The sequence below is a fragment of the Tolypothrix bouteillei VB521301 genome (assembly GCF_000760695.4).
GTDB classification, from domain to species: Bacteria; Cyanobacteriota; Cyanobacteriia; order Cyanobacteriales; family Nostocaceae; genus Scytonema; species Scytonema bouteillei_A.
On the sequence record NZ_JHEG04000001.1, the window covers coordinates 1,153,816 to 1,180,433 of the forward strand.

Here is a 26,618-nt window from a genome sequence, read left to right on the forward strand (position 1 = left end):
GGTATGACAATAATATGATAGAGCGAGAATCTCAAGGCGTTAAATACTTTGCGGTACTTATTGGCTTACTGCGAGAACGACAAGCATTTCTAGAGGATATTCGCCTGGGGGTGAGATTGCCACATAAAATTATATCCTTGCTTGTTTGTAGCTCTCTGTTCCTTGCAATCTATGGTGGAATCATTGGTGCTTACCACAGTTGGATGCAAGCTTTTTCTTCAGCTATTAAACTACCAGCCCTCTATTTGATAACATTACTCATTTGTCTGCCTACACTTTTCTTTTCTAACATCATTTTTGGTTCAAAACGCACTTTTGGTCAGCATTTTGCTTTAGTATTGACAGCTGTTTCTGTAACGAGCGTATTGTTGTTTAGTTTTGCACCCATCACACTCTTCTTTTTAATTACAACGAATAACTACCAATTTCTCATCTTGTTAAATGTCATTATCTTTGCTTTAACAGGATTTATTGGTATCTCTTCTCTCTATCAAGCAACAAGCATAGTTTTAGAACAAGACGGTGAGGGTAGCACTACCCGTAAAAAAATTATACGTTCTTGGTTATTTCTTTATGCTTTTGTTGGAAGCCAGTTAGGATGGACTCTCAGACCTTTTTTTGGTACACCCGATTCTACCTTTCAATTATTTAGAGAGAGAGAAGGAAATTTTTATTTAAGCGTTCTGCAATCCATTGGTTATTTGTTGGGTTTTCGTTAGTAGTATGAACCATTAACCACTAATCCTTCAGATTGACTGCTAGGGCGTGGCAAACCCGCCTACTTTCTCTGGGCTAAGCACTAACAACTAACCATTAACCAAATATATGATTCAAAAACAATTTCAAGGCATTCAACACTTTTCCGTTCTTCTGAGTTTACTGCGCGATCGCCAAGCTTTTCTAGAAGAAATTCGACAAGAAATTAGGCTGCAAAGCAAAATTAGCTCCCTACTGGTTTCAAGTTCCATCTTTTTTGCTGTTTACGGCGCGATTATCGGTTCATCTCACAGCTGGATACAAGCAATTTCTGGAAGTATTAAGTTACCTGCATTTTATTTACTCACTCTCATCATTTGTTTTCCAACTTTATTCTTTTTTAATGTTTTATTTGGTTCTCGTAGCAGCTTTATACAGCATTTTGTCGTGCTGCTAACTGCTGTATCGGTTATTAGTGTCCTTTTGTTCAGTTTCGCACCGGTGACGCTTTTCTTTTTAATCACAGCCCCTGACTCATATCAATTTTTTAAACTTTTAAATGTTGTCATTTTTGGGATCACGGGTTCTTTTGGGGTCAAATTCCTTTACGAGGGAATGCAATTACTTTCCCAACAAGATGAGGTAGGCAAAAAAACACGGACAACTATACTGCGATCGTGGTTGCTTCTTTACGCGTTTGTGGGAATGCAGCTGGGATGGTTTCTCAGACCATTTTTTGGCTCGCCCGATTCTAAATTCGAGTTGTTCCGAGCAGTACAAGGTAACTTTTATCTAGATATTGTCTCAGCACTTTCAGAAATTTTTGGCGCACGTTGAGTCAGTGTGATGTATGGTCATTCTTTAAGAGAGAGGAGCGAAGAAATTTTGGTAAATTGAAAGCGTATTCGTCACTCGTTCTGTACAATGGCACATTAATCAATACTTATTGACATCTACTCGGATGCTATATGTTGCTACTCTCTTTACGCTGCCTCGTTTTCATACTTTTTCTCCTAAGAAATACACTCAGGTTACAATGAGGTAGTAAAGCAAAAATCAGCTCGGATAAAAAATGCTGACAGAGTATATTGAAGCAGCCTTGAAGCGTGCTAACTATGAAATGTTAGATGATGGCACTTGTTATGGAGAAGTTCCTGAACTGCAAGGATTATACGCCAATGCTCCTACACTTGAAGCCTGTCAAGAAGAATTGAAAGATTCTTTGGAAGAGTGGATTGTATTAGGATTGCGGTTAGGGCATACAATGCCTGTGCTAGATGGAATTTCTCTTGCTTTTAATAAGGATGTGGCATAATGCCACCCTTTGAAGCGATTAATCGACGCGATTTAATTTATTACCTGAAACAACTTGGTTTTGAGAGACCATATTCAGGTAAAAGGCATCAATTTATGATTAAGGATGAACTGAGATTAATTATTCCTAATCCCCATGAAGGAGATATTAGCAAAAGTTTGCTGTCAAAAATATTAAAGCAAGCTCAAGTCAGTAAAGATGAATGGGAAGCGCTTTAAAAAATACTCCATTACCTACGCCCGATAATCTAGGTTAACAATTAGGTTTGCCTGGTTCTCCTGCTATTGTTTTAGCTAACATCGCACAACAACGAGATTGCGTGCTTGTCATCGACCGCTAATAGTGCGATCGCGTTACTTTATAATACATATGTTTTACTCCTCAAGATGTTGCAGTACAAATGGCAAGAAACCTCATCAGTCAAGTGCAACAAACAGATGCCGCGAACCGCAGTCAGCTTTTAGAATTAGTAGAGAGGATGCTAATTTATAAATTTTCAATATCATTCTCGACAGGAGTTGGAAGCAATGTTTGGATTAACAGAATGGCGGCAAACCAGATTCTATCAAGAAGTTAGGGAGGAAACTCAGCTAGAAACAGTTCCAAAACTATCAAAAGAAGGATTAAGTGTAGAACAAATAGCACGGGTACTTGAACTAGATATTGAGGTAGTACGACAAGCTATTAATCAACAAAATGAAGAATCTTGAAGCTTTGCAGACAATTCGCCCAGACTAGCTGAGTGATGCACATTCCAAATCATGAATAAACAATCCGGCTACTACAGGTTTCCAACAATTCACGGTATCAATGTTGTTTTCGCGTGTGAAGATGACCTTTGGAGTGTTCCACTTCAGGGTGGGTATGCTGTACGCTTAACTTCCAATCTGGGAGAAGTCTCTCACCCTTTTCTTTCTCCTGATGGAACTTCACTGGCTTTTGTCGGACGAGAAGAAGGTCATTCGGAAGTGTATGTAATGCCATCTGATGGTGGTATTGCCAAACGGCTAACATTTTTGGGAGCAGCGACAGCAGTTGTTGGATGGAGTTTGGATGGCAAGTTTATTCTTTTTTCCAGTAATGCAGCGCAACCTTTTCGGCGAATACACAATCTTTACCGCATTCCACCAGAGGGAGGAACGCCAGAACGCCTTCCTGTAGGATTGGCTCACCACATTTCCTATGGAGCAAATGGTGGAGCTGTTTTAGGTAAAAACACGAGTGACATCGCTTACTGGAAACGCTATCGCGGAGGAAGAACTGGAGTCCTTTGGATCGATCCATCAGGAACGGGAACGTTTCAAAAGCTTATCAATTTACCGGGAAACATGAGTGTTCCCATGTGGGTGGGGGAGCGGATTTACTTTATTTCTGACCATGAGGGGATTGGAAACCTCTATTCCTGTACTCTGAATGGAGAAGACTTACAACGCCATACCTACAGTCGGGAATATTATGTCCGTAATGCAACGACAGATGGCAAACGAATTGTCTATCATGCAGGTGCAGAACTCTTTTGCTTCGACCCAACCTTAGAGGAAAATTATCAAATTGAGGTTGACTTCCACAGCCCTCAAATTCAGAGACATCGCAAATTTGTAGATGCTGCAAACTATTTGGAAGAATATAACTTACACCCAGAGGGACACTCTACCCTAATCACCTGTCGGGGTAAAAGTTTTTGGTTTGGGAACTGGGAAGGTGCAGTCAATCAAATTGGTCTTCCAGATGGGGTGCGCTATCGTTTAACGCGTTGGTTGAATGATAAGAAGCGATTTGTGACTATCTCTGACAGTGGAGGAGTAGAAGCAATTGAAATTCACAGCACAAATCTGAACGCACAACCGGAACGTTTGAATGGAGTCGATTTAGGTCAAGCTGTTGCGATAGACGTTTCTCCAGTAGAGGATTTGGTGGTTCTCTCTAACCATCGGCTCGAATTGATTTTGGTTAATTTGAATACTCAAGAAAGCCGTATCATTGACCGCAGCAACCACAATCGGATTGCTGGGCTCTGTTGGTCGCCAGATGGTAAATGGATTGCCTACAGCTTTTCTATCAAACCAAAAATATCGGTAATTAAGCTATATTCTGTTGAGGATGGCACTACTCACTGTTTGACAGAACCTGTTTTCTGGGATTTTAGTCCTTCTTTCGATCCAGAGGGTAAATTCCTTTATTTTCTTTCCTACCGAGAATTTAATCCAGTTTACGATCGCCTCTACTTTGACTTGGGTTTTCCCCGCGCAGTCCGTCCATTCCTCATTTCTCTTAAAAAAGATACACCATCACCGTTTGTACCCGTTCCCAAACAACTCACAAAACAATCTCAAAATTCAACGGAGAAATCTTCTGGAGAAAATGGCGATCGCGAAGAAAATGGAGAAGCAAAAAACAATCTTGCATCTGAGAATAAAAAAACTCCAAAATTTGAAATAGATTTTGATGGTATCACCCATAGAATTGTTGCTTTTCCCGTCCCAGAAGGAAATTACAAAAAAATTTGGGGTTTAAAAGGAAAAGTCTTGTTTAGTTCTTTCCCAATTCAAGGAAGCTTGGATAATGATGAGGGCTGGTTTCATCAAAAAGAAGAAAAAGCATCGCTGCTAGTTTACGATTTTGACAAACAAAAACAAGAGACTGTCGCTAAAGAGATAAGTAGTTTCAACGTTGCGAGAGATAAAGAAACTATCATCTACCGTTCAAAAAATCGATTGCGTGTCTGCACGGCTAACCCTCAAACCAATCACAAGCTTGAAGATGAACCGGGTCGAAAAACTGGGTGGCTTGACTTAAAACGAGTGCGAATTTCTGTTGTTCCCACCCAAGAATTTCAACAAATGATGCGAGAAGCGTGGCGCTTGCAAAAAGAGCATTTTTGGGTAGAAAATATGTCTGGTGTGGATTGGGAAAGAGTTTGGCTACGCTATCGCCCCCTGCTAGATAAGGTTTCAACTCGTTCTGAATTTTCAGACTTAATCTGGGAAATGCAAGGAGAACTGGGGACATCCCACGCCTATGAAATGGGTGGTGATTACCGGAAGTCTCCTGTTTACCGATTGGGGTTTTTGGGTGCAGATTTTTCTTACGATACGGACGCAGATGCTTATCGGGTAGAACGCATTGTTCGTGGCGATTCATGGAATGATAAAGCAGATTCTCCCTTAAATCGTCTTGGTGCGAATGTTCGAGTAGGCGATTTACTGTTAGCAGTGAACGGACAACGAGTGAGTCGCGATCGCGAAGCGCAAGCTGTACCCAGCTATCGCCCTTTGCAAGAAATGTTGGTTCACCAAGCTGAGTGTGAGGTTTCTCTGACGTTTGCAGATTCTTCTTCTCCTGAAGAGTATCGCACTATTACTGTCAAAACTCTAAAAGACGAGAGCAAAGCTCGCTATCGGGAGTGGGTGGAGCACAACCGTCAAATAGTTCATGAAAAAACAAATCATCAGGTGGGCTATGTCCACATACCGGATATGGGACCGACTGGTTATGCTGAGTTTCACCGCTATTATTCTATGGAAGCACAGTATGAAGGACTGATTGTGGATGTGCGCTATAACTCTGGAGGACACGTATCGCAACTCTTATTAGAGAAGTTGTCGCGCCAGCGCATTGGCTACAAAGTCCCTCGTTGGAATCAGCCACAACCATATCCCCATGATTCTGTTGCGGGACCAATTGTGGCGATCGCCAATGAATACTGTGGATCGGATGGAGATATTTTCAGTCACAGCTTTAAACTAATGAAGTTGGGAACTTTAGTTGGTAAGCGGACTTGGGGTGGTGTCATTGGTATCCGCTCCCGTCATTTTTTGGTCGATGGTAGTATTTTGACGCAGCCAGAAAATTCTTCTTGGTTTGCAGATGTTGGCTGGAAAGTAGAGAATTATGGCACAGATCCAGATATTGAAGTAGAAATGACTCCCCAGGATTGGGTAAGGGGTAAAGACTCCCAGTTAGAGCGAGCCTTAGAACTGATTTTAGAACAGTTGGTACAAAATCCCGTTCAATTGCCTAATTTTGGCGATCGCCCTCAGTTAAGATTGCCAGATTGAAGGAATTCCTACAAAGGTTTTTTATTTGAATGAAATACAGTGAATTCATCACCCATGTACTCTTTCTTGACTTCCAAACCCCAAAAGTAAATTTTTTTCAATTTATAAACTTTCCCAATTCCTAGTAACACATATTGGCGTTTGTCGTGAGCAACTGCATAACCTATTTTGCCATCATCTCGAGCGGTAGGAATAAATTGAAAATTCCGTCTTGGGAAGTCTACTTCCGATGTTAACTGCTGAGCAATATCGAGTTCTAACTCTATTCCTAAAAATCTTTTCAATTCATCATAGGTAGGAAATAATCCTCCATGGCTCTTGGCATATTCTTGAATCAACACATCAACAGTTCTCAAGTCTTGTGGAATTCTTGTCGAGGGATTAGCACAAGCACAAGCTTTAGATATAGATGTGAATTCTGATGCACTGAGACTGTACCAAAAGATTATAGTTAAAAAACCGCCGATTAGTAGACTGTACTTAATTAAAAAATTTTGAAATCTTAACCATTTCTTTAAAGACATATTGGCTTAACCGGACAATACTACTTTTAGAGTGACAGATTAAAAATAGTAATTACCACAGCACGAATAACAAAATTTGAGGCAAATTTGTGAAAAAACAGTAATTATTCTCTGTATACGCAATTGACAAATTGCTCGGGTATCGTCTGGAATAACCGTAAAAATACTAGGATGACATTAGTAAAATGTATTGGTTATTATATGTATTATATTTCCTAATTTAAAAGAAATTAACGAGACAGTTTGGAGTTTTATAATGAAAAATCAACTTTTACCGATCGCAACTTTACTCGTATTATTTAGTTTTCAAAGTAATTTCTCGACTGCTTCTAAAGCATTAGCCTTATCAAAAGTTAATTCTTATAAAGTCAATTTACCTCTTCAAATTTCCAGTAATCCTGCAAATAAAGCAACTCCTGATAGCTTGCGAAATATTAGCAAATTTTATCAGCAGGGCGATTTCCAAACAGCTGTTTCTAAACTTAAAGTCTATCTAGACGCAAAACCAAATGATGATTTAGCTTGGACTATTCTCGGTAATGCTTATGGAAATTTAAATGACGATAAAAATGCAGAAATTGCTTATAACAAAGCCTTAAAACTTAATCCCAAACGATTTGAAGCATTGACGGGAATGGGAGTTTTGCAAAGAAAAAGAAAAAATTATGATGCAGCCCTGTCTTACTATCAAAAGTCCCTAGCTATTAATCCTAATTACGCTCAAGCATATACTAGTATGTCAGTAATAGCCCTCAAGCAAAAGAAGGATAAACAAGCTCTAGAATATGCAAAGAAAGCTTACGATTTAGAAAAAAAAGAACCAGTTATTGCAGCTAATCTAGCTATAGCTTACCACTATAACGGTATGAAAGATTTAAGAGATCAAATGACACAAAAAGCTAAAGACTTGGGTTACAATAAAATGGATACCCTGCAAAAAATCTACAGTGGAAAATTGACCGTTCGCGATTAAGATTTATTACCGATAAACGCTACGAATTAAGGCAACATCGCGGGTAACAGCTAGAGTATTTGATGAATCAAAATTTTGATTGCGCTGAAGTAGGGCTGTTATCCGCGCATCCTGTCGCCCATCAAGTAGCAGTTGGCGGAGTGTTTTATTCTGCTCCAATCCTGCAATAAGCAAAAGTTTCCCGCTTTCAGTCATCTGGTTCCCTTGCAAACTCAGTTTGAGTAAAGTTTGATTTTGTCTGAAAAGCTTACCAATGGCTTGAGCTCCAATATCGCCTAATGAATTACCTACAGCACCTAACACCCGTGTTGATGGGCTGTAGCCAAAATCAACATTTATTAATAAGGGATGTTTTTGAATCGCTTCTATCAAGGGGACTCCACCCTTGGGCGCAATACTGTTACTTGCAACACCCAGTTCAACAAGCGTCTGATTTTGGTGCAAAGCTTCAGCTAATGCGATCGCACCGCAATCCCCCAAATGATTCACATTCAGTAGCAGTGCTTTAATATTTGGATTGCTTGAGAGCAAAGTCGCAAGTAATTTTGCTCCTTTAGCATCAATTTCATTACCTCCCAAATACAAACGCTCAACTGTACGGTTTTTATGGATGAGAACATGAACAATTGCAGCCAATCCTTCGTAACTCAGTTGAGTATTGACGAGATCCAAGGTACGGATGCTTTGATTGTGACACAGCATTTCGGCAAGATAACACGCCCCCCGATCGCCAATGGGATTTCGCTTCAGCCAAAGTCCCGTGACAGATGTATTGCAAGTCAGAGCCGCAGTGAGTTTTGCAATACCAGTCTCGTCAATCCGATTGCAACCCAAGTACACAATTTCTATGCGATCGTTTTGTTCGATCAACTTCGCTACACTCGCAGCACCAATATTGCCAATACCATTCGTACCTAAGAGAAAACTAATGACTGTACTATTATCAATCAGTGCATCCGTTACCATTTGACATCCTGTAATGCCAAGACCTTGTTTGCACAAATCCAACCGCCCATCTGGTATTGCTGTACCACATGGAAAAGTTTTTGTATCAGCAACGGGCATATTTGATTTAAGATGCTCAATTAATGGTGCAATTCTTGCTAGAACATCAGGTGATGTAGCGCTTACACTATTAATCGGGCAGTGAATAATATGCTGTTCGTTCATAAAAACCTTTTTATAATTACCAAGAGTATGGGACATAATCTTTTAGGAAATGACCAAACAAAGGCTCTTCAGAGTTTTCTATTCCTTGTACAATGGGATCGTAAATCCTTGCCATCCCATCAACAACATCCAAAGGTGTATAAAAACCTCTAGTTTCTTGTAAATAGGTTTTCTTTGTATAAGGATTTTCATCAGTAATCCAGCCAGTGTCTACACTGTTCATAAAAATTCCATCCCGAGCATAATCTTGTGCTGATGTGCGAGTCATCATATTTAAAGCAGCTTTTGCCATATTTGTATGCGGATGATATTTTGTTTTGTGAAGGCGGTTAAATTGTCCCTCCATAGCTGAAACATTAATAATAAAGCGTCTTTGAAACGGGGATTTTATTAACAGTGACTTGAGTTTGCTATTTAAAATAAAAGGTGCAACAACGTTCACTAAATGGACTTCTAGCATTTCTACCGTGCTGACTTCATCTAGCTTGAGCAGCCAACTATTGACCGGGCGAGTATCTAGTTGCTGTCCGTCAGCATCAAATGTATTGGCTGGAAAATATAGATTGCTTGTGAGTAAGTGACCCGGATATTGCGGTTGAGTTTCTAATAAAATAGAGTCAGGTTTAGAAGTTATTAAACCATTGGCTTCACCAGATAAAATTTCTTGAGGATTATTTTCTTGTGATAAAAGATGCTGATAAAATGCCAACGGACGCTTAATTGTTTGTGCCGCATTGTTGATGATAATATCCAGCGTTCTTTCAGTGTCAAGAAGATAGCCTACAAATGCTTCCACACTCCCTATTTGCCGTAAATCTAACCCATGAATTTGGAGGTGCGATCGCCATTGAGTAAAATCCGGTTCAAGACTAAAGCGGCGAGCACAGTCACGGGGGAACCGTGTTGTGATAATGACTCTAGCACCATCACGTAGCATTCGTAACGCTATTTGATAGCCGATTTTAATCCGACCGCCCGTGACTAACGCCACGCGATTTGTTAAATCCGTCTGTTGGCTGCGCTTGCGGTAGTTGAGTTCAGCACAAGCCGGACACAACATATGATAGAAGGAATGAATTTCAGTGTAAGGTTGCTTGCAAATGTAGCAATGATTGGGCTTGACAAGCTTGCTTTGGATAGCTCCAGAATTCGGCAAAACTGCAACTGGTTGCTCTTGGCGTTGGCTTTGCACCATTGCTGTCATTGCTTTTATCTTTTGAGTTTCCTCCTTTTGCTGTTGCTGAATAGCACGGCGCGATTCTTTCTTAGCATTTTTGTAGATTTTGGCAATCAAACTTTTAAAGCGAAGGTGGGAATCTATGAGGGTTGGCTCTTCTGATATTTGCTGCAAAACCTTGAGACAAATTTCCACTTCTTCTGGCGGAATGTTCATGATTAAGTCAATATTATTGATGTGGAGATTGGGAGGACTTGAACCCCCAGCCTGGAGTCTGGAAGACTCCTGCTCTTCCATTGAGCTACAACCCCCGTCAGTGTTGGCTCCGGTGGTGTACACAAGTCTTCTAAAGTGCGTTCTTGAGGTTTCGATCCCCCCTAACCCCCCTTAACAAGGGGGGCGAAAAACTCTTAAATTCCCCCAATTTATCGGGGGATTTAGGGGGATCTACGACGATTTTGGCTTTGTTCTAGAGATCTGTGTCCACCGTAGGTCCGTGGTGGAGGGTGCGGGAATTGAACCCACAACTTCTTCAATGAAGTTTGAAGCGTTCTTCCAGTTAGAACTAACCCTCAATACTACAATGTAGCATAGAGGAACGGTTGTGTGTATTAAAATTTGTTTGCTGCTTGCAGTGCGATCGCGATCTACTATGAAAACAAATTCAAAATCCAAAATTACCAAGTTGCAACAACTCGAAAACCGCAAATCCTCAGTCCACCATCCGGTTCATTCCAACTGCGACTGGCGCTGCGACACAGTTCGGGGCTAAAACTCCAAGAACCACCCCGCAAGACTCGACGATTTTCATCTCCACCAACTTCCCAAGCCGTTCCATCTGTTGGTGCGCCTTCATAATTTTTGTGCCAAGCGTCAGCACACCATTCCCAAACAAGCCCGTGCATATCGTACAATCCAAAGGCATTTGCCACTTGGAAATTTCCTACGACTGTTGTTTCTTTGCGCGATTTGGTTGTGAGTTTGGAAGCGTCAGCATCACTAGGGCTACAGTTTGCCACTTCAGACGTGAGGGTTTCACCAAAGTGGTAGGGGGTAATTGTTCGAGCACGACAAGCATATTCCCACTCAGCTTCACTGGGTAAACGATAAAACCGTCCTGTTTTTTCCGTGAGTCTAGCACAGAATTCAATAGCTTCATGCCAAGAAACATTTTCAACAGGTCGGTTTGCTCCTTTGAATTTAGACGGGTTGGGATTTAAAGATTGTTTAATTTTTGGCAAAGCGGCTACAGCTTTCCAATGTGCTTGAGTGACGGGAAATTTTCCCATAAAAAAAGGTTTGATATTGACTTCGTGTTGCGGGCGTTCGTCAGCATCTCCCTCATCCTCTGGAGAACCCATCATAAAATTACCACTAGGGATTGCCACCATGGGCATGATAATTTCTTGACCTAAATCTTCTGTGTAAAACTTTGAACTTCTGCGATCGCTCTTAATCTTATTTCCTTCCTTATCAACTGTGACCACATCAAATTGAAAAGTCTGTAGTTCGGAAAACTCGGAAAAATCTTTTAAATCAGAGGTAATCATTGTAAATTGCTTTTCTTGAGGCGATAGTTGTACGAGTTGTGGCGTTAATAAAATTGATTGTTTCGCAGGTGCTTTTAGAGCTTTCACATCTTGCAGAACTTCTGTAGCAGATTGATATCTATCTCTTGCCAAATGACTCAGTAATTTATCTAAAATTTGCCCTAATTCATCACTAATAGTAATATCTGTATTTTGTAAATGCTCTCGCCACAGCCACACTCCATTTAAGGGATCGTAAAGAGTATCATCTATCTGTCCGCAAGCATCTTGTATTGGTAAACACTGAGTGAGAAGCCGGACGCAAGTTACACCTAAAGAGTACAAATCGCTGGCGTGACAGGCAAACCCAGCCATTTGTTCGCTAGGTGCATAACCAATTGTATAAAGCACTGTGGCTTGTCTGGATAGGCTAGTTTGGGTAACCTGTTTTGCACCACCAAAGTCAATGAGTACGAGTCTCTTATCTGATTGTCGGCGGATGATATTTTCTGGTTTGATATCCCGATGAATGACGTTCCGTTCGTGGATAAATTCGAGAACTGGTAGTATATCTAGTAACAGTTCTCGAATTTGTTCTTCACCAAAAGGTTGTTGCTGAAGTTCTTGTAAGAGAGTTTTCCCTTGGATAAATTCTTGCACGAGATACAAACTAGAACCTTGTTCAAAATAAGCAAGCAATCGAGGAATTTGGATGTGATTTTCTCCGAGTTCGTACAGTCGTTTTGCTTCTTGCTTGAACAATTCTGCTGCTTTAGTACGTTCCGAAGTCCCCTGTACCTGTGGGAAGAATTGCTTGATGACGCATGGTGCATCAAGCCTATCTGCATCTTCAGTAGCATAGGTTCTGCTAAAACCGCCTTCGCCTAGCAGTCTTAATACACGGTAACGGTTCCTGAGGAAGTTGCCAAAGTTGCTTTGTCCGCAACTGTTACAAAATCTATTGCCATCAGGATTGAAGGGATTTGAGCAATGGGGATTTTGGCAAATTTGCATAGTGAGCCATGTATCGCATATTGTCCGGGATTGGCTCTTACTGAGCGAGGTTGAAGACACATACGTATCTCTGCATACAGAAGTTTTCCACCTGTTATCACTGTCACTTTGGTATGATACAGATAAAGAAAATTTTCTGTCTTTGTTTATATACAGTTAAAAATTTATAAATCAGGAATTTATCAATATCAAGTCAACAAGACGTAGATGTAAGCTTACAAATTTCTGTTAGATCGATAATAATAAGCACAAAAAAATTTAACAGTTAACACTGAACATTTAACAGCGACCAGTGACAGATGAAGAAATTTATTTTTTATCGCTAGAAGCGCGAATTAATTCGGCTACCAATGCAATCAAAGCAGAAACGACTATCAAAATTACGCTGAGGGCATTGATATCTGGCTTAACTCCCGTTCTAATACGGCCAAAGATTTCTATTGGTAGAGTGTTAGAACCGCTACCTGCAGTAAAGCTAGCGATGAGAAAATCATCTAAGCTTAGGATGAAAGCAAGCAAGCAACCAGCAATAATACCTGGCATCAGTTGGGGTAATAATACTTTTATAAAGGCTTGTACGGGTGTTGCACCTAAATCGAGTGCTGCTTCTTCTAAATGGGGATCTAGGTTGGTTAGTCGAGATGATACAACAAGACTAATGTAGGCAAGACAAAATACCACATGAGCTGCCACAATTGTCCATATACTGAGGGGAATTGCAAAGGCAGCAAGGAAGACTAAAGTGGCAACTGCGATCGCAATATCAGGGATAATCAAAGGCAGATAAGCCACCCCACGATAGAGTGTTTTACCAGGAAACCGATAGCGTCCCAAACCCACTGCCATCAAAGTTCCTAATATAGCAGAAATACCTACGGCGGTAAGTGCAACTATCAAACTATTTTGTAAAGCTGACAAAATACGCTCATCGTGGAAAAGTTTGTGATACCAATCCAAAGTGAAACCTTGCCACGTTGCACTGTAGGGAGATTGGTTGAAGCTATAGAAAGCCAGTACCAGTATGGGAAGGTACATAAAAACGAACATACACAAAGAGAAAACCGCCTGCCATGAGACGACACGCGGCTTTTTACGGGATGGAGTTATATTCACGTTTGCTATTTTAATTGATTTTTTTACTTATGGCATAAAAAAATAACATATTTCCTCTTTTTTGTCAACCGTCGTTGGTCATCGGTCATTGGTTACCAGTCTCTGGTTAACCCAGAAAGTCTTTCTGTCGAAAGATCCCCTCGATATTTTAATTGTCTAGAGTAATTCTAGTCAGTGTAAAGTTTTGAAGCTAAAGGACAAAATCATGAGTGAGCGATCGGATCGTGAAATCAGACAACCCGTCAGCCAAGATTGGCATGCTCAAGAAGAGCCAACACCTAAAGAAAGAAATTTAACTGCAAATCCAGGTGATGTCATTGCTGATAAACCTCAAACAGTTGAAGAAAAAGCGCAACAAGTTGCTGTAGATTCACCAGACATTACGGGCGACCACATTACAGTTCCCACTTACTTTGTTGTTGATGAACCAGATGGTGAAAAGAAAGCTCTTCACCACGTAAAAGATGCAGATGAAATTTCTGATGTTATCCGACAAGCACGAGTTGATGAAGATGGTAATAGAGTTTGGTGGTAATCACCAATAATTTTGGTCTGGTATGGAGAATGAGGCTCTTATAACTTAATTAAAATATTTTTTCTCTTTTTACTAACATGAGCCTCATACACTCTTTTATTAGCCAATGACTAATTTTTTTAGAATAAAAATATCTAATTGGTATGTTTTATTTATTTATTAAAATAAGTTTTAAAACAAAATGGAAATAAGAAGCCCAGCCTTTTTTATTGGTAATACCATTCCCTTTAAATACACTTGCGACGGTGATAATATTTCACCTCCCGTGCAGTGGGAAGATCCACCTCAAGGAACGAAAAGTTTTGCTTTGATTGTAGATGACCCCGATGCACCCAATGAAACATTTACTCATTGGTTGGTCTACAATATTCCTCCCGACAGCCGCGATTTTCCAGAAGATGTTGGTGGTAAGCAACCTAAAATCCCCCATGGAAGCTTGCAAGGGAAAAACAGTTTTGGTGAACTTGGTTATGGAGGACCGTGTCCGCCGAGTCAACATGGTGCTCATCGCTACTTTTTTAGACTTTTTGCACTCAACAAATGGCTTGATTTACCACCGGGGGCTGATAAGGAACAGCTGTTAGACGCAATTGAGGGGTCTGTCATTGATAAAGCGGAATTAATGGGGCGTTACGCTCGAGAAACTGAAGAAAACCCTATTTGATACCAAGTTGCGTTCACACATCGTACTTTCTTCCTTGTCTCCCTTGTCTCCCTTGTCCCACACACCAGTGCTATCTTTGAATGCAACGACCTATGAGGAGTTTGCACCAGTTCGGGCGTGGCAGTTATAAAGGTACTATGATGGAAATAGAAAAACCCACCAACGATGGTGGGAGTTGTGATGGCACTGGTACTATTGTACCACATTGGGATGAAAATAATGTGTAGAAAATTTAAAAATTTTCTACACACTCAATATGCGTTGGTTTCCTGTTAACTTGCTGTTGCTTGGTCTTGAGCCTCTTCAGAAACAGATTCCGCTTCAACTTCAGGTTCTACAACGACATTAGGTTTTGCCTTGACGGGTTTCGGACCGCGTGCTAGAGCAGGGTTAACTGGTGGCTTGGATTCATTACCGTATGACTTTTTGCCTCTACCCGAAGAGCGACGTTCTGAAGAATCTGCTCTGCGATCGCTATTGCGTTTTATGCTTTTAGGATTTGATTCAACAGGAGGTGTAGAATCTAAATCTTCCGAATTGTTGTCAGTGTTGGTGTTAGACTGACGTTCTGATTTCTTAATTGGACGTTCTACCATTGTTAAGTTTTTTTACGTTATCATATAGTATAGTGCCTTAGCACTGACATAACTATACTAGCGAGTAAAGCTAACCAGTCAGAGGCAATTTATATCAAAAGTGGTGAGGTTTTTTCCAGCCAATCTTTAATTAACAAGGTTGTCGGAAACCTCTAGCATCAGTGTAGTTAGCGTAAATCATCTGAGCGATCTTTGGCGGTGCTTCACCAATGTGAAAAGCGAGAACTCGTTCCTCAGTCACCTTATCTTGCATTGTGACTCTCTCAAATTGCCGTTTGTGTTCTGCCCACGATTCAACTATTGAGGTTTCTACAAACCGCGAAGGCTGGGATAAATCTTGATACACCCCCCACTGAATGGCACCATCACGCAAACGGATCTTACCAAGTGCTTGTACTGCCTTAGCAAACTCTTCAGCATTTGCAGGATCGATACAATACTCTATTGAGATTAACACCGGACCATCATTTGGACAGGGTTCAAAGGCATGAGTTGGCTCATCCCAATGCAAAGATGCCTGCAAGTTCAATTTCTCAGCACAATGAAGGCGAAATTTCACTGTTAAGGCAACAGACAGGATTAATCCTAAAGCAGCAATGGCTAGGGAATTTGAAATGCCAATATATTGTGCTAATGTACCCCATAAAAGACTGCCCAATACCATACAGCCCTGAAACACAAGCAACTGTACGGATAATGCTCTTGCACGTACCCAGGAAGGAACTGCTGTTTGTGCAGATACATTCAAACTGACCATAACACTTAAGGATGCAATTCCTACAAGGAGCATCACAATACAAACGAGAGGAACGCTGCGGAAAAATGCGATCGCCAGCATCATTCCCCCCATTAATACAGACGAAACTGCCACCAATTTATCAATAGCAAACTGCTGCCGCAATTTTGGTAAAAGAAAAGCTCCTGCCAATCCCCCGATACCCCAAAAGCCAAGAATAATACCGTATCCCAACGCATCCAGCTTTAACTCTTGACGCCCGAGTAAAGGGAGTAAGGCAAACAAAGCACTTGCAAAGAAAATATAGGCAACTGTTCTAAACAATACAGCTTGAAACACGGGGGCATAGCGAATGTAGCGTATTCCCGCTTGCATTGCTCCTATAAAACGTTCTGTTGGCAAGCCGCTTTTTTGAGGCGTGCGCTGCCATTGAGAAATAACAAGTATGACTCCAACAAAAGAAACTGCATTCAGCAAGAAAACAAAGCCCGTTCCTGCTGCTGCAATTACTATCCCCGCTAAAGCCGGACCGACAGAGCGTGAAAGGTTAACAACTATACCACTAAGCGTCACAGCTTGGGAAAGTTCCTCCTTAGGTACGAGTTCTGGAGTTATTGCCTGCCATACAGGCATATTCATTGCACTGCCAATACTTAAGGCAAAGGTAAGTAACAAAAGTACCCAAGGGGTTGTGATTTTAGCAACTGTTAGCACGCCCAACAAAGTAGCGGCTGCTAGCATCCAGCTTTGGGTCCACAGTAACATTTTGCGGCGATCCACAACATCTGCGATCGCGCCTGCGGGTAAAGCCAACAAAAAAAACGGCAAGCTAGCTGCTGCCTGCATCAGTGCCACTAGCAAAGGTGAATTGGGAGCAAGAGAAGTCATCAGCCATGCTGCTCCTACGTCATGCATCCAAGTGCCAATGCTTGATACTGCCGATGCAATCCAAAGAGCGCGAAAAATCGGTTGGCGCAGGGGAGTCCACATGGTTATAGATGCTGCTGGTGAAGTCATTGGAGTCTCTGGATTGAAGAGCTAGTGATATTGCACTGCTTTATATTACAAGATTTGCAGAAAAAATAATTGCTGGGAGGAAGTCGAGGAATGAAGGAGATCGATGAGTTTAGAGCATACGCAAAAATACACAAGCTCGACCAACCGTTCATTAAAACCTAGCCCAAGTTGGACAGGACGTATCTCGAACAGTTAAGATACGATTACCGCTAGGATTTTCGCCTAGTTCTCGAAGTGCCTTTTGGCTTGCTATCAAATTCAGTCGGAACCAAATTAGATAGCATGACCACGAGTGGACTGTTAATCCCGGTTTGATAAAACTCATGCCGCCGTAGACACAACTGCTTGAGTTTTTGAGAGAGAATGTTCCAGTGCGCCCAGACGTGCTTTCTGGCATCGAGCAGTCCATCATATCGACGGTCTGCTGAATTCAGATAGGCGGTTCTGAGAGGAACACGCTCGGAGAAAAACATAGCTCTACGCGCTAGAGCCATTGCTGCGGCAGTATCGGAACTTAATCCATGCTGCCGCATAAATTTTGCTATTCCAATTAAACTGCTGTAAGCAGGATTGACTTTTATTAGTTCAACGCCTCTGGTGGCACAACGTCTTTCAATAATTTCTTGCCACTTTGCATAAGCGAAGCCAGAAAGCATCCTTGCATAACGTTTACCTTTTTCCCGAAGCTGGTTTTTCTTAGCACAGAAATCTAAATTCTCCAATACTAAAGGAACTTCAAAAGATTCGGCAATCAACACTAGCTGAGCGGCAACATCACTCAGGATAGTTTCTATTTGAGTCGTAGTTTTACTATGTAAATTCAGCTGAAATTGTCCCTTGTCTTTTAAGTTGCCGTAAGCATCAACATACGTCCAACCAATAACTGATGGGTTTAGGTCTACTCCAATACAGCCAGATTGCCATCTGTTTCTGCTTTGAATGGGAACATCTTGAACGTTAACAGACACAGCAATATACCATCTCTGTTTCTTGTAGTAAAACCTAAAACTTACGGCACTGTTGCTAATGGCATAATTAATATCTTCTTGCCCATAAGGGAAGTTAACTCCTGAAGCTATTACATATTTCCCAAATCTAGCTTCTAGCGCAGTCGGAACACGAATTTTTAGCAACCCCTCAGACGAAAGCTGAGATATTTGATTTCCATTAGTCTCATCTTTTGAACCTATTAACGTGAAGTTATTGGTGTTGCCTCCAATCCTGACAATTAAGGGGCTGTCTTTAACGTGCTTAAGTTTATTTTCTAATAGATGAATTCGACGTTTCTTTTGATGAATACCAAACTTTGCGTCTTGTAGCAGGGTAGAACACCCATGCTGCTTTGAACGGAGACTACAAGCATCTTTAAGATGAGAAGACTTGGACTTTTTAGAATTCTTGGCTTTGCGGTAGTCCGCAACTCTTTTCTCTTGAGACTTGACGTATTCTTTTGCCGACTTAATCTGTGCTTCAAGGATTTTGGTGTGTCGCTCTTTGCATTCTTTTGCAGAAGCAATCGCACCTTCAACTTCAATACGTATAGAGTTAATCTGACGCTTATTGATATGATATTTTGGCTGAAATTCCTTGACTAAGCTGGCTGCTTTATCTCCAGACAATAGACGGTTTTTCAGGTCTTCACGAATGACATTTTGTAACTTACTATACGCTTCTAAATATTTCCACAATTCTTGTGGAGCTAACGTTGTGTAAGTTTTTGTCGCCATTCTTGAATCACCTTCCTTCTTTAGTGCTACTTTGTACAGTGTAGCGCAAACTATTAGAAACAAATTCATACCTGTCCACTCGAATTACTTTCTGAAGTTCTAGACCTTGCATACCCATAACCAGTATTCTTAAACGACAACATCGTGTCACAAATACGTTAACATGACGTATACACGAGAATTTTGAGTATATTTGTACTACTTTGACCAAGGTTTTAACGAACTGCTTTCTACCCCTAACGCCAGTAACGATTACTCCACTGGTATCTCAATCATAAACTCTGCACCCTGTCCTGGGGAAGAATGACAGGTTAATCGACCCTTGTGTTTATCCACAACAACCTGATAGCAAATGGACAAGCCCAATCCCGTACCACTTCCTACTGGTTTCGTGGTAAAAAATGGGTCAAAGATTTTCTGTTGCACTTCCTCAGTCATCCCAATACCGTTATCGACAAACCGAATTCTTACGGTATTGGTATTGGCTAACTCGGTACGGATAAAAATTTGGGGCTTTGTCCTATTTTCAGTGTTTGTTCCCAATGACTCTTCTAATGCATCAATTGCATTATTCAGGATATTCATAAAAACTTGATTGAGTTGACTTGCATAACAGGTAACTTTAGGTAACTGTCCGTATTCTTTGACAATTTCAATATCGGAGCGATGCTTGGTAACAAAACCTGGAGAGTTATTTGTAAGTTTTGCGATCGCATCTGCATTTTTTGCCTTCAGTCGGTACTGTAAAATCATCAATGTACTATCAATACCTTCATGAATATTAACAGGCTTCATCTCTGCTTCATCAAGGCGGGAAAAGTTACGTAAGCTTAACACAATATTGCGGATGCGATCGCTACCTACTTTCATTGAAGTGAGAAGCTTTGGTAAGTCTTCTGATAAAAATTTTAGGTCCATCTCTTCTATTTTTTCCACAATTTTGGAGACAGGATTCGGATATTCTTGCTGATACATAGCAAGTAAATCTAGCAAATCTTTGACATAGTTACCAGCATGAACGAGATTGCCATAAATAAAGTTAATCGGATTATTAATTTCATGGGCAACTCCCGCCACTGTTTGTCCCAACCCAGACATTTTTTCTGTTTGAATCAACTGGGATTGAGTCCGTTTCAATTCCTGCAAAGCTTGCTGCAATTGCTGATTTTTTTCATTGAGTTCCTGGGTTCTCTCTACTACCTTTTCCTCAAGAGTATGGCTGTATTCTTCTAACCGTTCGTTTGCCACAGCCAAATTTTTATAAAGCGTAGCATTTTGCAAGGAAATAGCTGCTTGGGTAGCAAGGACTTTGAGGACTTTTAATCTCTCGTTTGTAAAAGCCCCAGGTATCAGATTATTTTCTAGATAAAGAATTCCAATCAACTGTCCTTGATTGTGGATTGGGAGACACAATACCGATCTAGGTTGACGTTTAATAATGTAAGGATCGGCAATAAAAGTTGTTTCAGTAGTCGCATTATTAAACACTAAGGTTTCAGATGTCCGCCAGACATAGTTGATTAATCTGACAGGAATTTCTTCGTTTGACTGTACTGGAATTGATTGTAAGCATACAATTTGTAATGGTTCGGTGCTGTTACCAGGAATTGTTCGTGCTTCAATAACTAAATCCCCTTCATAGCAAAGAATTAAACAACCTGTTTCTGCACCCGCGTTCTCAAGCAACACCCGCATTAATGTTGAAAGCAATTTTTCCAACTCGATCTCTCCAGAGAGAAGCTGAGAAGCTTTGATTGCAGTTGCTAAGTCCAGAGAGTCTGAAACGCTGTTACTAGAAACACTCGTTATGCTTTCACTTAAATTAGGAATAGAATGAGTTATAACGTTAACTATTGTATCGTGAGGATTGAGGCTAACTTTTTCTTTTTGTAAGATAGAACTTAATTGGGGATAGCGTTGTTTTAAGTCCTCAAGTTTGGCTGTTGCACCCCATCGGTTATAGGCAGAATAAGCATTCACTAGATAGGTTTTGGCAATCAGTTCTTTGCCCCAAGAAAAGTAGAATTTGGCGGCTAGTTCGTAAGCAAGTGCTTCTTCATTAATATACTCGTGTTCTTTAGCAAGGAAAATGGCGCGATCGTACATTTCCATTGCCTCCACACGCTGCGTTAAAACTCGATGTTGCTCTGCCTCTATCAAATAATATTTATGTAAAAAATTCATGGGAGCGCTCTCTGCCCATGTTTTCATCTTTTTTTGATAATCGGACACCTTCTCTAAAATTTGTTGTTTCTCTAATTCATTGACATCATTATAAATTGCTAACATTGCTAAAGAAGTGTAAAAATAGAAAATAGCAACACTATACTTAGCTGGAACTACATCTAAATACTTTTCAGCTAAAGTTGCATTTTGTATAGCATGATGATAATTTAGGAATATGTAACAAAGAAATAGTTTTTGTAAATGTACGTAAAAAATTGTCATTCTGTTACCGATTTTCTGGTGAAGGGGTAGCAGAATTTTTTCATTGTAAACTTCACCTTCTAAACAACACGGGTTTTGGGATTTCCCTAGTAAATTCAAGACAGTTTGCCAATTAATTCCATGCCAATGAAGAGCTATTTCCTGCTTAATTTGAATAATTCCCTGATAGTAATTTGCCATTTCTAGTTCCAAATTTATCAGGTTTTTCCCCAGCCAAAAAGAATGCTCTGAATGCATATATATACAATAAGAAGCTTGTTCTAGATCGCCAGTTTCTAAACCTACGAAGTAAGCTTTTAATAAACAACTTAAAGATATTTTAAGTGATTTTTCCAAGCTATGATACAAGTATTAATAACAAAAACAGTCATGCATTCAGTTTCTCTATCTTTAAATTTGGTTAGTAAATTTAAAGCTAATTGACCGAATTCATAACTAGAATCAATATCTCCTGAGAGACTCCATAAAATAATTCCGTAAGTTGCATAGGAAGCAGTGCTCGAAACACAGTTTCCATATTTAAGAGATAAATTAACTTGTTTCAAAACAATTAACGTAAACAGAAGAGGATTGGCAACGTATGTAACTGGTAGCAAGCGCCATAATATATTCATCACTGCTAGCTTTGTCGAATCAGTCATTTGAGGGAAATGAATTAAATCTTTAATTTTTTTCTTTGTTAAAGCTAGCTGTATTTCTTGCAACTCTATTTCAATGTCTTTTCGATCGAGTCCTTGAGGCAATTCTATCCCCAATAACTTTAGCACTTCTATCCCCGTGGTAATTGCTTCAATTCCTTGACTTTGTGTTTTATAAGCTTCAATTTTGACATGATAGGCTTTCATCTTATCAAGCAGCGTTTTTGCTTGTATCAACACAACTTCAACGCTTTCCTCCATCTGCTCCATATCGCCGTTGAGATACGCTGCTTCTGCTAAGGTTTCATATAGGGCTAAAGTAATTTCATAGTTGGTTTCCCAGCGATCGCATCCTAAAAGTTCTATTCCCACTGTTAAATATTTAATTGTAATTGCATAAGCGGTTGAAGACTTGGCTTTACGTCCAGCAATCAAATTTAACTCTGCTAGTTCTTTACGCTGCAAGCGATCGGTTATTAATTCTATTCCAGCATTTAATTGATTTACAATATCAAAAATTTTCTCTTCCCGTTCTGACAAAGAAAATTTTTTTAATAAAAGTTGACCAATTTTTAAGTGAGTTGATTGTTTTTGATTTTCAGGTATAAGAAAGTAAGCTGCTTGCTGTACTCGATCGTGGAGAAATTTATAGCGTGGTAATTGGCGATCGCTAATTGCTAATTGTTCATTGCTAATAGCATCATTAAGGAAAAACTTGTAATTTTCATTTTTGGGAATGATAAATCCTTCTTGCAGAGCCTTCCACAAATCCATAGCTGTCTCTACTGATGATTTCTCATGCACAATAGCAAGAGTCTCTAAATCAAATTGATTGCCAATGCAAGCAGCGAGTTTTAAAGTCTCTTGGGTATTTTTCGGTAACTTTTGTAACTGAAGTGCCATCAACTCCATCACATCATCAGTCAGAGATAGCGCCGTAGCTTGGGCAATATCGCATTGCCAATAACCAACATCAAAATTACAACTAATCAACCCATATTCATACAAAGCTCTCAAAAATTGATGGCTAAAGAAGGGATTTCCTTTAGTTTTAGTATGAACTAGTTGTGTCAGAGGGCTTGCAACTTCTTCAGGACAACTCAGGGTATCGGCAATCCAGAGATTCAAGTTAGTTAAACTTAAGGGTGATAGGGTAATTGTATTTACTGTCGCTCCATTTTTGCGAATTTCTTCTAACATCAACATCAATGGGTGGGTATTCGATACTTCGTTATCCCGGTAGGAACCAATCAACAACAAGCCCCCCTTGCTTTCCTCGGAATTTGGAGAAGATAAGAAAGAATTTGTATTTGTCTCACTTTCGCCCATCAATAATTGAATTAGCTTTAAAGAAGCTAAGTCTGTCCATTGCAAATCATCCAGAAACATCACTAACGGATGATTGGTATTGGTAAATAGGCGAATAAAGTTTTGGAACACCAAGTTAAATCGATTTTGTGCTGCACCAGGCTCAAGTGGAGAAATCGGAGGTTGTTTGCCAATCAGCAATTCCACTTCGGGAATCACGTCAATAATAACCCTACCTTGTTCTCCCAAGGCTTCAAGAATTTTTGCTTTCCACTGTTTGATTTGCTCGGGGCTTTCACTTAACAGTTGAACCATCAAATCTCGAAAGGCTTGTACCAATCCTAGAAAGGGAATATTACGTCCAAATTGGTCAAATTTTCCTTGTATAAAATAACCTTTTTGCCTCACAATAGGTTTGTGGACTTCATTGACAACAACAGTTTTCCCAATGCCAGAACAACCAGCTACCAACATTATCTCCGTAGCACCTGCACTGACACGGTTAAAAGCAGCTAGTAAAGTTTCTACTTCTGTTTGTCGTCCGTAAAGTTTCTCGGAAATAATAAAGCGGTCAGGAATATCTCGTTTTCCTAACTGAAAGCTCGCAAGACTCCCAGTTGTCTCTAAGGTATGCAAGCACGTCTGTAAATCGTATTTTAATCCTCTAGCACTTTGATAGCGATCTTCTGCCATCTTTGCCATAAGTTTGTTGACAATGCTTGATAGAATTGGGGGAATTTTGGGATTGATACTATGTGCTAAAGGTGGAAGTTTTGCAATATGACAGTATATTAATTCCATTGCGTCAGATGTATTAAAGGGCATCTCTCCAGTAAGGAATTCAAACAAGGTGACACCAAGGGAATAAAAATCACTGCGGTAGTCAATCCCTCGGTTCATGCGTCCGGTTTGTTCGGGAGACAAGTAAGCAAGAGTTCCTTCGAGAACGTTGGGATTGCTTAGGGTTTGAGTTTCTTTCGGCAGCAGAGAGGCAATGCTAAAGTCGGTCAGTTTGACTTGCTTGGTTTGAGGATTAATGAGAATATTAGCGGGTTTGATGTCTTTATGAATGAGGCGTTGGAAATGCAGTTTTTCTAAAGCGTCTGCAATCTGAAGGGCAATATGAAAAAATTGTTCTAGAGACACACCACCTCTCGTCTCTAGACTAGACATATACTCTTTGAGGGAAATAGCTCCAAAGTCTTCCATCACCAAAGCGTACCCGTTTTGGTAGTTTTCTAAACTGTAAAGTTGAATGATACCGGGTAGTTTGAGGTTTTTGGCAATAGTATACTGATTGCGAAAGTGTACGAGTTCGTTAAAGCGAGGATATTCTTGACGCATCAATTTAATGACAACAGGTTGTTGGTTGTCTTCCCGAATTGCCCGGTAAACCAACGTTCTACTGCTACAGTAGATTTGATTGGTGACGCAATAACCCGGAATTTGAAGAGTTGTGTCAACCATACCTGTCTTTAACGCTCATGCTACTACGAGTTGCTTGAACTAGTATTCCCACGAGCGTCCTACTTATATCATTGAGCAATTTCTATCCCCAGTCCCCAACGCTCAATCCCCTACTCACTGTTAGCTGTAGAGGCTTAGCCGATCGCAACACCACATCGAGCAACTCTGGAAACAGTAATTCTAAATCCTCTCGTCGCAAGATATTAATGTGTTGGGTGCCTTCTTTTCTAGTCAAAATGACACCCGATTCTCTCAGTATCTTAAAGTGGTTGGACATCGTTGACTTAGCGATCGCAAAATCGAAGTCACCGCAGCATTGCTCGCCTTCGGTTGCCAAGCGTCGCACAATTTCCAACCGTACCGGATCGCCCAGAGCATACAACACTCCAGGCAGCGAAATGTTTTTTTTATCTGGATGATACAAGAATTTCATATTTTTATTATGTCACAGAGTTGACACTATTTCTTTTATTCGATAATATCGAAATATCGAAATATAGAGGAGGGCTAAATATGTCATCCGTTACAAGCGTGACAGAGTCCACATTCAAGCAAGAAGTCCTCGAGAGCTCAGTCCCGGTATTGGTTGACTTTTGGGCACCATGGTGCGGTCCGTGCCGCATGGTCGCTCCCGTAGTCGATGAGATTGCTGCCGAATATACAGGACAGGTAAAGGTCGTGAAGCTAAACACAGACCAATATCCTACTGTTGCCAGTCATTATGGAATTCGCAGCATTCCAACACTGATGGTGTTTAAGGGAGGTCGCCAAGTAGATACGGTAGTAGGTGCAGTTCCAAAGACAAGCTTGGCTAAGACTTTAACACAGCACCTGTAATACAGTTAAATAATTCGTAATTATTCACTCAGCGATCGCTGGTTACTAGTTAGCGATCGCTGATATTAACTGATAGGCAGGAGCACCCTATGGACTTGAAGTTACAAGGTAAAACTGCGCTGGTAAGTGGATCGACTGCGGGTATTGGTTTTGCAATTGCCCAAGGGCTAGTACAAGAAGGTGCATCGGTAATTATTACCGGAAGGTCAGAGCAACGGGTTTCACAAGCCGTTGAGAAAATTAAACACAGCAACCCCGAAGCAAAAGTTTCTGGAATAGCTGCGGATTTAGCAAAAAAAGAAGGTGCCGAAAAAGTCTTTCAACAGGTTTCAAGCACAGACATTTTAGTTAACAACCTTGGTATTTACGAACCCAAACCATTTTCAGAGATTACCGATGAAGATTGGTTGGATATTTTTGAAGCTAATGTTTTGAGTGGAATTCGGTTAAGCCGTCAATACTTCTCAAAAATGCTAGAGCAAAATTGGGGACGTATTATTTTTATCTCTAGTGAATCGGCACTTAATATTCCCGTTGAGATGATTCATTATGGGATGACTAAGACGGCTCAATTATCTGTGGCAAGAGGCTTAGCAGAAATGACAGTTGGAACTGGGATCACGGTAAACAGTGTTCTTGCAGGACCAACGCGTTCCGAGGGTGTTGATGGCTTCATAGCAAATATGGCAAAAGAGAGAGGAATTAGCTCAAGTGAAGTTGAAACCGACTTTTTCCAAACTCTTCGTCCAAGTTCCCTCATTAAAAGATTTGCCACGATTGAAGAAGTGGCAGCAATGGTTATTTATCTGTCTAGCCCATTGGCAGCTGCCACAAATGGTGCTGCTTTGCGGGTAGATGGCGGTCTTCTCAAGACTGTTGTTTGAGGCTTACTCCCAACTCATTCTATAAATTGCTGATTTTCGTACTAGCGCATCTAGGCTAATTTGTTGGGTAAAAGCTAATCGGCTAATGAGTTTCTTTCTCCCCTGCTCCCTGCACAAGAGCCCCCCTACAGTCTCAACCCAACATTTCAAGGCGGGCACGGTAGTAGCGTGGACATTACCCGCCATTCAATA

24 protein-coding genes and 1 tRNA gene are annotated in these 26,618 nt (G+C 40.5%); 13 read left to right on the top strand and 12 right to left on the bottom strand.

The window, feature by feature from the left end:
* Positions 1–14 precede the first annotated feature (14 nt).
* From HC643_RS04505 to HC643_RS04530, 7 genes are all read left to right on the top strand, one after another.
* A complete protein-coding gene (locus HC643_RS04505) occupies positions 15–719 on the top strand; it encodes a hypothetical protein (protein ID WP_038084267.1) in 705 nt (234 codons plus the stop codon).
* Between the two features lie 106 nt (positions 720–825).
* The gene (locus HC643_RS04510; protein ID WP_038084270.1) at positions 826–1,533 is read left to right on the top strand and encodes a hypothetical protein; all 708 of its coding nucleotides are present in this window, start codon (positions 826–828) and stop codon (positions 1,531–1,533) included.
* Positions 1,534–1,768: 235 nt separating this feature from the next.
* Positions 1,769–2,011 (top strand): type II toxin-antitoxin system HicB family antitoxin, encoded by a 243-nt coding sequence (locus tag HC643_RS04515; RefSeq protein WP_038084273.1) that lies wholly within the window; start codon positions 1,769–1,771, stop codon positions 2,009–2,011.
* Positions 2,011–2,229, top strand: coding sequence for a type II toxin-antitoxin system HicA family toxin (locus HC643_RS04520; protein WP_038084275.1), 219 nt, complete (start codon positions 2,011–2,013; stop codon positions 2,227–2,229). Before HC643_RS04515 ends, HC643_RS04520 begins: the two co-directional genes overlap by 1 nt.
* 182 nt (positions 2,230–2,411) lie before the next feature.
* Positions 2,412–2,588, top strand: a complete 177-nt coding sequence (locus tag HC643_RS41205; RefSeq protein WP_237265831.1) for an Rpn family recombination-promoting nuclease/putative transposase — start codon at positions 2,412–2,414, stop codon at positions 2,586–2,588.
* Positions 2,539–2,721 (top strand): helix-turn-helix domain-containing protein, encoded by a 183-nt coding sequence (locus tag HC643_RS41210; protein ID WP_038084277.1) that lies wholly within the window; start codon positions 2,539–2,541, stop codon positions 2,719–2,721. The genes HC643_RS41205 and HC643_RS41210 overlap by 50 nt, the downstream gene beginning before the upstream one ends.
* Before the next feature lie 51 nt (positions 2,722–2,772).
* Positions 2,773–6,069, top strand: coding sequence for a S41 family peptidase (locus HC643_RS04530; protein ID WP_050046431.1), 3,297 nt, complete (start codon positions 2,773–2,775; stop codon positions 6,067–6,069).
* Positions 6,070–6,077: 8 nt separating this feature from the next.
* Here the strand turns inward: HC643_RS04530 and HC643_RS04535 are convergent, their stop codons facing one another.
* On the bottom strand, positions 6,078–6,593 hold the full coding sequence (locus tag HC643_RS04535; RefSeq protein ID WP_050046430.1) for a hypothetical protein: 516 nt from the start codon (positions 6,591–6,593) through the stop codon (positions 6,078–6,080).
* A gap of 256 nt (positions 6,594–6,849) precedes the next feature.
* On the opposite strand from HC643_RS04535, the gene HC643_RS04540 reads away from it, so the two are divergent.
* On the top strand, positions 6,850–7,566 hold the full coding sequence (locus HC643_RS04540) for a tetratricopeptide repeat protein (protein ID WP_038084282.1): 717 nt from the start codon (positions 6,850–6,852) through the stop codon (positions 7,564–7,566).
* A gap of 6 nt (positions 7,567–7,572) precedes the next feature.
* Here the strand turns inward: HC643_RS04540 and HC643_RS04545 are convergent, their stop codons facing one another.
* The 5 genes from HC643_RS04545 to HC643_RS04565 all read right to left on the bottom strand — a co-directional run bounded on the left by HC643_RS04545 (position 7,573) and on the right by HC643_RS04565 (position 13,503).
* Positions 7,573–8,736, bottom strand: coding sequence for a leucine-rich repeat domain-containing protein (locus HC643_RS04545; protein ID WP_038084284.1), 1,164 nt, complete (start codon positions 8,734–8,736; stop codon positions 7,573–7,575).
* 16 nt (positions 8,737–8,752) lie between these two features.
* Positions 8,753–10,129 carry an SDR family NAD(P)-dependent oxidoreductase gene (locus HC643_RS04550; protein ID WP_038084287.1) on the bottom strand — a complete coding sequence of 459 codons (1,377 nt, stop codon included), beginning with the start codon at positions 10,127–10,129 and terminating at the stop codon, positions 8,753–8,755.
* 22 nt (positions 10,130–10,151) lie between these two features.
* Positions 10,152–10,224: transfer RNA gene (locus HC643_RS04555), tRNA-Gly, on the bottom strand.
* Positions 10,225–10,590: 366 nt separating this feature from the next.
* Entirely contained in the window at positions 10,591–12,456 is a 1,866-nt protein-coding gene (locus HC643_RS04560; RefSeq protein WP_038084289.1) for a bifunctional serine/threonine-protein kinase/formylglycine-generating enzyme family protein, read from the bottom strand.
* Positions 12,457–12,765: 309 nt separating this feature from the next.
* Positions 12,766–13,503: an ABC transporter permease gene (locus HC643_RS04565; protein WP_408019786.1), complete on the bottom strand. Its 738-nt coding sequence runs from the start codon at positions 13,501–13,503 to the stop codon at positions 12,766–12,768.
* A gap of 271 nt (positions 13,504–13,774) precedes the next feature.
* Here HC643_RS04565 and HC643_RS04570 point away from each other — a divergent pair, with 271 nt between their 5' ends.
* From HC643_RS04570 to HC643_RS42005, 3 genes are all read left to right on the top strand, one after another.
* Positions 13,775–14,104, top strand: coding sequence for a hypothetical protein (locus tag HC643_RS04570; RefSeq protein WP_038084291.1), 330 nt, complete (start codon positions 13,775–13,777; stop codon positions 14,102–14,104).
* 181 nt (positions 14,105–14,285) lie between these two features.
* Positions 14,286–14,768, top strand: a complete 483-nt coding sequence (locus HC643_RS04575) for a YbhB/YbcL family Raf kinase inhibitor-like protein (RefSeq protein ID WP_038084293.1) — start codon at positions 14,286–14,288, stop codon at positions 14,766–14,768.
* Between the two features lie 92 nt (positions 14,769–14,860).
* Positions 14,861–14,995, top strand: coding sequence for a hypothetical protein (locus HC643_RS42005; RefSeq protein ID WP_272899700.1), 135 nt, complete (start codon positions 14,861–14,863; stop codon positions 14,993–14,995).
* A 45-nt stretch (positions 14,996–15,040) separates the two neighbouring features.
* Here HC643_RS42005 and HC643_RS04580 read toward each other — a convergent pair whose 3' ends face one another.
* The 6 genes from HC643_RS04580 to HC643_RS04600 all read right to left on the bottom strand — a co-directional run bounded on the left by HC643_RS04580 (position 15,041) and on the right by HC643_RS04600 (position 25,138).
* A complete protein-coding gene (locus HC643_RS04580) occupies positions 15,041–15,364 on the bottom strand; it encodes a hypothetical protein (protein ID WP_038084295.1) in 324 nt (107 codons plus the stop codon).
* Between the two features lie 130 nt (positions 15,365–15,494).
* Positions 15,495–17,117, bottom strand: coding sequence for an MFS transporter (locus tag HC643_RS04585; protein WP_237265832.1), 1,623 nt, complete (start codon positions 17,115–17,117; stop codon positions 15,495–15,497).
* 209 nt (positions 17,118–17,326) lie between these two features.
* A complete protein-coding gene (locus tag HC643_RS04590; protein WP_050046427.1) occupies positions 17,327–18,844 on the bottom strand; it encodes an IS200/IS605 family accessory protein TnpB-related protein in 1,518 nt (505 codons plus the stop codon).
* Between the two features lie 252 nt (positions 18,845–19,096).
* On the bottom strand, positions 19,097–21,628 hold the full coding sequence (locus HC643_RS42350; protein ID WP_336604278.1) for a GAF domain-containing sensor histidine kinase: 2,532 nt from the start codon (positions 21,626–21,628) through the stop codon (positions 19,097–19,099).
* Entirely contained in the window at positions 21,601–24,705 is a 3,105-nt protein-coding gene (locus HC643_RS42355; RefSeq protein WP_336604279.1) for an ATP-binding protein, read from the bottom strand. The genes HC643_RS42350 and HC643_RS42355 overlap by 28 nt, the downstream gene beginning before the upstream one ends.
* Positions 24,706–24,787: 82 nt before the next feature.
* A complete protein-coding gene (locus HC643_RS04600; RefSeq protein WP_038084302.1) occupies positions 24,788–25,138 on the bottom strand; it encodes an ArsR/SmtB family transcription factor in 351 nt (116 codons plus the stop codon).
* A gap of 80 nt (positions 25,139–25,218) precedes the next feature.
* Between HC643_RS04600 and trxA the strand changes: the two genes are divergently transcribed.
* Positions 25,219–25,542, top strand: a complete 324-nt coding sequence (gene trxA / locus HC643_RS04605) for a thioredoxin (protein ID WP_038084304.1) — start codon at positions 25,219–25,221, stop codon at positions 25,540–25,542.
* Between the two features lie 89 nt (positions 25,543–25,631).
* Positions 25,632–26,426, top strand: a complete 795-nt coding sequence (locus HC643_RS04610) for an SDR family NAD(P)-dependent oxidoreductase (RefSeq protein WP_038084306.1) — start codon at positions 25,632–25,634, stop codon at positions 26,424–26,426.
* The last annotated feature ends 192 nt before the right edge of the window (positions 26,427–26,618 follow it).

Bases quoted from the DNA above. Each gene is read 5' to 3' on its own strand.
- HC643_RS04575 (WP_038084293.1), top strand. From the start codon at position 14,286: ATGGAAATAAGAAGCCCAGCCTTTTTTATTGGTAATACCATTCCCTTT.
- HC643_RS42355 (WP_336604279.1), bottom strand. From the start codon at position 24,705: ATGGTTGACACAACTCTTCAAATTCCGGGTTATTGCGTCACCAATCAA.
- HC643_RS04515 (WP_038084273.1), top strand. From the start codon at position 1,769: ATGCTGACAGAGTATATTGAAGCAGCCTTGAAGCGTGCTAACTATGAA.
- HC643_RS04580 (WP_038084295.1), bottom strand. From the start codon at position 15,364: ATGGTAGAACGTCCAATTAAGAAATCAGAACGTCAGTCTAACACCAAC.
- HC643_RS04585 (WP_237265832.1), bottom strand. From the start codon at position 17,117: ATGACTTCACCAGCAGCATCTATAACCATGTGGACTCCCCTGCGCCAA.
- HC643_RS04535 (WP_050046430.1), bottom strand. From the start codon at position 6,593: ATGTCTTTAAAGAAATGGTTAAGATTTCAAAATTTTTTAATTAAGTAC.
- HC643_RS04610 (WP_038084306.1), top strand. From the start codon at position 25,632: ATGGACTTGAAGTTACAAGGTAAAACTGCGCTGGTAAGTGGATCGACT.
- HC643_RS04505 (WP_038084267.1), top strand. From the start codon at position 15: ATGATAGAGCGAGAATCTCAAGGCGTTAAATACTTTGCGGTACTTATT.
- HC643_RS04540 (WP_038084282.1), top strand. From the start codon at position 6,850: ATGAAAAATCAACTTTTACCGATCGCAACTTTACTCGTATTATTTAGT.
- HC643_RS04510 (WP_038084270.1), top strand. From the start codon at position 826: ATGATTCAAAAACAATTTCAAGGCATTCAACACTTTTCCGTTCTTCTG.
- HC643_RS04590 (WP_050046427.1), bottom strand. From the start codon at position 18,844: ATGGCGACAAAAACTTACACAACGTTAGCTCCACAAGAATTGTGGAAA.
- HC643_RS04520 (WP_038084275.1), top strand. From the start codon at position 2,011: ATGCCACCCTTTGAAGCGATTAATCGACGCGATTTAATTTATTACCTG.
- trxA (WP_038084304.1), top strand. From the start codon at position 25,219: ATGTCATCCGTTACAAGCGTGACAGAGTCCACATTCAAGCAAGAAGTC.
- HC643_RS41210 (WP_038084277.1), top strand. From the start codon at position 2,539: ATGTTTGGATTAACAGAATGGCGGCAAACCAGATTCTATCAAGAAGTT.
- HC643_RS04565 (WP_408019786.1), bottom strand. From the start codon at position 13,503: ATGTTCGTTTTTATGTACCTTCCCATACTGGTACTGGCTTTCTATAGC.
- HC643_RS04600 (WP_038084302.1), bottom strand. From the start codon at position 25,138: ATGAAATTCTTGTATCATCCAGATAAAAAAAACATTTCGCTGCCTGGA.
- HC643_RS42005 (WP_272899700.1), top strand. From the start codon at position 14,861: ATGAGGAGTTTGCACCAGTTCGGGCGTGGCAGTTATAAAGGTACTATG.
- HC643_RS41205 (WP_237265831.1), top strand. From the start codon at position 2,412: ATGGCAAGAAACCTCATCAGTCAAGTGCAACAAACAGATGCCGCGAAC.
- HC643_RS04530 (WP_050046431.1), top strand. From the start codon at position 2,773: ATGAATAAACAATCCGGCTACTACAGGTTTCCAACAATTCACGGTATC.
- HC643_RS04550 (WP_038084287.1), bottom strand. From the start codon at position 10,129: ATGAACATTCCGCCAGAAGAAGTGGAAATTTGTCTCAAGGTTTTGCAG.
- HC643_RS04560 (WP_038084289.1), bottom strand. From the start codon at position 12,456: ATGCAAATTTGCCAAAATCCCCATTGCTCAAATCCCTTCAATCCTGAT.
- HC643_RS04545 (WP_038084284.1), bottom strand. From the start codon at position 8,736: ATGAACGAACAGCATATTATTCACTGCCCGATTAATAGTGTAAGCGCT.
- HC643_RS04570 (WP_038084291.1), top strand. From the start codon at position 13,775: ATGAGTGAGCGATCGGATCGTGAAATCAGACAACCCGTCAGCCAAGAT.